Source organism: Stenotrophomonas pictorum JCM 9942 (assembly GCF_001310775.1).
Taxonomy (GTDB): Bacteria; Pseudomonadota; Gammaproteobacteria; order Xanthomonadales; family Xanthomonadaceae; genus Stenotrophomonas; species Stenotrophomonas pictorum.
In genome coordinates this window covers 1-2,952 of record NZ_BAZI01000328.1, presented here as the reverse complement: position 1 = coordinate 2,952, position 2,952 = coordinate 1, and the positions used below count along the sequence as shown (strand labels likewise).

At 62.4% G+C, this 2,952-nt stretch carries 4 protein-coding genes and 2 pseudogenes; all 6 read right to left on the bottom strand.

Annotated features, from left to right (window positions below; genetic code table 11):
- A pseudogene (locus JCM9942_RS13180) lies at positions 1–366 on the bottom strand (F0F1 ATP synthase subunit alpha); the annotation flags it as partial.
- A 45-nt stretch (positions 367–411) separates the two neighbouring features.
- Entirely contained in the window at positions 412–939 is a 528-nt protein-coding gene (locus tag JCM9942_RS13175) for a F0F1 ATP synthase subunit delta (RefSeq protein WP_054660229.1), read from the bottom strand.
- 1 nt (position 940) lies between these two features.
- Complete coding sequence (locus JCM9942_RS13170) at positions 941–1,411, bottom strand: F0F1 ATP synthase subunit B (protein WP_054660227.1); 471 nt, start codon at positions 1,409–1,411, stop codon at positions 941–943.
- Between the two features lie 112 nt (positions 1,412–1,523).
- Complete coding sequence (atpE, locus tag JCM9942_RS13165; protein WP_054660225.1) at positions 1,524–1,826, bottom strand: F0F1 ATP synthase subunit C; 303 nt, start codon at positions 1,824–1,826, stop codon at positions 1,524–1,526.
- Positions 1,827–1,899: 73 nt separating this feature from the next.
- On the bottom strand, positions 1,900–2,697 hold the full coding sequence (gene atpB / locus JCM9942_RS13160; RefSeq protein ID WP_054660223.1) for a F0F1 ATP synthase subunit A: 798 nt from the start codon (positions 2,695–2,697) through the stop codon (positions 1,900–1,902).
- A 25-nt stretch (positions 2,698–2,722) separates the two neighbouring features.
- A pseudogene (locus tag JCM9942_RS13155) lies at positions 2,723–2,952 on the bottom strand (hypothetical protein); the annotation flags it as partial.

The following is a 2,952-nucleotide window of genomic DNA, read 5'->3' as shown; positions in this document are numbered from 1 at the left end:
CGGGCCCTTGCCGTCGATCGGCTCGCCCAGCGCGTTGACCACGCGGCCCAGCATTTCCGGGCCGACCGGCACTTCCAGGATGCGGCCGGTGGTCTTGGCCACATCGCCTTCGCGCAGGTGCTCGTAGTCACCCAGCACCACGGCGCCGACCGAATCGCGTTCCAGGTTCAGCGCCAATGCGTAGGTGTTGTTCGGCAGTTCGATCATTTCGCCCTGCATCACGTCGGCCAGACCGTAGATGCGCACGATGCCGTCGGACACCGAGGTGACGGTGCCTTCGTTGCGCGATTCCGCGGACAGGGCGACCTTCTCGATGCGGTTCTTGATCAGTTCGCTGATTTCGGAGGGGTTGAGCGTGGTAGCCATCGTCAAGTCCTAGTGCCGGCAATCAAGCCGGACGTTAAATTGAATTCAGTGTGCGAGCGCGGTCTGCAGGCGCGACAGCTTGCCCTTGAGCGAGCCATCGATCACCACATCACCGGCGTCGATCACGGCGCCGCCGATCAGCGACGCATCCACCGCGGTCGAGACTTCGACTTCGCGGCCGAAGCGCTTGCGCAGCGCAGCCTTGATCTTTTCCAGCTCGTCATCAGCAAGTTCGGCCGCCGAGGTGACCGTGGCCTTGACCACATGCTCGGCTTCGGCGCGCAGCTGCTCGAACAGCCCGGAGATTTCCGGCAGCTGCTGCAGACGGCGCGATTCGGCCAGCAGGTTCAGAAAGCGGCCGTAGCTTTCGCCTGCCGTTTCCGGAGTCAGCAACGCCACGGCGTCACCGCGGCTCAGCTGCGGATTGGACAGCAGGGCCGACACGCGCGGATCGGCGGCAACGCGGGCGGAGAACGCAAGCGCGTCCGACCACGGCGCGAACTTGCCTTCCTCACGCGCAATCGCGAATGCGGCGCGGGCGTACGGGCGGGCAAGCGTGAGGGCCTGGCTCATCTCAGATCTCCGCAGCCAGCTCGTCGAGCAGCGCCTTGTGGGCGTTGGCATCGATTTCGCGCTTGAGCAGCTTTTCGGCGCCGGTCACGGCCAGCGCGGACACCTGCTTGCGCAGATCTTCGCGGGCACGGTTAGCGGCCGCATCGATTTCAGCCTGGGCCAGTTCTTTCTGGCGGTTGGCTTCAGCGACGGCTTCGTTCTTGGCGGCTTCAACGATCTGATTGGCGCGCAGATGGGCCTGATCGATGATCTCGTTGGCCTTGCCACGTGCGTCCTTCAACGCCTCGTTGACCTTTTCCTGCGCCTGGGCCAGATCTTTCTGGCTGCGGTCGGCAGCGGCGAGACCTTCAGCGATCTTCTGCTGACGCTCCTCGATAGCCTTCATCAACGGCGGCCAGATCTTGGTCGCGATGATCCAGATCAGCGCGGCAAAGGCCAGGGCCTGTGCAATGAGGGTGAAATTGATATTCATGGGTTCGCTCAGTCGCTGGTGTCGGGGGTGGTTGCGCCGCCACGGCGACGCAACCGAACCTTCATCCGAAGCCGGTTGCCCAAAGGCAACCGGCCATCTCACTGCAGCTGGATCAGCCCGCCAGCTTGGCGGCTTCGGCCAGCAGCGTCGCGGCCAGCGGGTTGGCGAAGGCCAGCAGCAGGCCGACGGCGACCGAGATGATGAACGCGGCGTCGATCAGGCCGGCGGTGATGAACATGCGGACCTGCAGGACCGGGATCAGTTCCGGCTGACGGGCGGCCGATTCCAGGAACTTACCGGCCATGATGGCCAGACCCAGACCGGCGCCCAGCGCGGCGAGGCCGATCATGATGCCGACGGCAAGGGCGGTGGAGCTCTGAACTTGGGCGAGATTGGTCAGGACGGCGAAGTACATGGTTTTCTCCGGGAACTTAAGTAGCTAAGGGTAGTGAAGCGGATGAAGGTTGGAACTGGTTGAAGCTTGTAACTCAGTGACTGTCTTCCGACAGGCTCAGGTACACGATGGACAACATCATGAAGATGAAAGCCTGCAGCGGAATCACCAGCAGGTGGAACAGCATCCAGCCGAGGCCGAACGTGCCGCCAGCAATGGCACCGAACACACCGGCACCACCCAGCACCCAGATCAGCAGGAATACGATTTCCCCGCCGAACATGTTGCCGAACAGTCGCATCGCCAGAGAAATCGGCTTGCTCAGCCACTCGACGATGTTGAGGATCAGGTTGAACGGCATCATCCACTTGCCGAACGGCGCGGTCAGGAATTCCTTGATGAACCCGAGCAGCCCCTTGGACTTGAGCGAGAAGAAGATCATCAGGAAGAACACGCTGATCGACATGCCCAGGGTGGCATTGACGTCGGCGGTCGGCACCGGCTTCCAGTAGTGCACGCCAGCCCACGACAGCGGGATGGCGATGAAATCGGCCGGGATCATCTTGATGAGGTTCATCAACAGGATCCAGAAGAAGATGGTGATCGCGATCGGCGTCACCAGCTTGCTCTTGCCGTGGTAGGTGTCCTTGGCCTGGCGGTCAACGAACTCCAGGCAGATTTCCACGAAGGCCTGCCACTTGCCCGGCACACCGGCCGTGGCCTTGCGGGTCGCCATCCAGAACGCGAACACCATCACCAGGCCCATCAGGACCGCGGTGACGATGGTATCGACGTGGATCGTCCAGAAACCACCGCCTTCACCGACCGGAGCGGTCAGATTCTGCAGGTGATGCTGGATGTAGGAGGTAGGTGTTAGAGCCTCGCCCGCCATGTGTCCGGAACCTTTATGAATTCGATCAACGTCTGGCCAGAGCCAGAACCTGGAACATCAGCGCCACTGGAATTGCCGCCAGCAGTGCCAAAGGAGGAAGTTGCCACCAGAAAAAAGCCATTCCCAGCACCGCAACAATCAGCACAAGCTTCAGCACGAACCCCACGAACAGGCGGACCATTGCTGAACCGGCGGCCTGAACGCCGCCACCGAGCCCCACCCACGCAGCCAGCGCCGACCCGCCCACCACCGCCG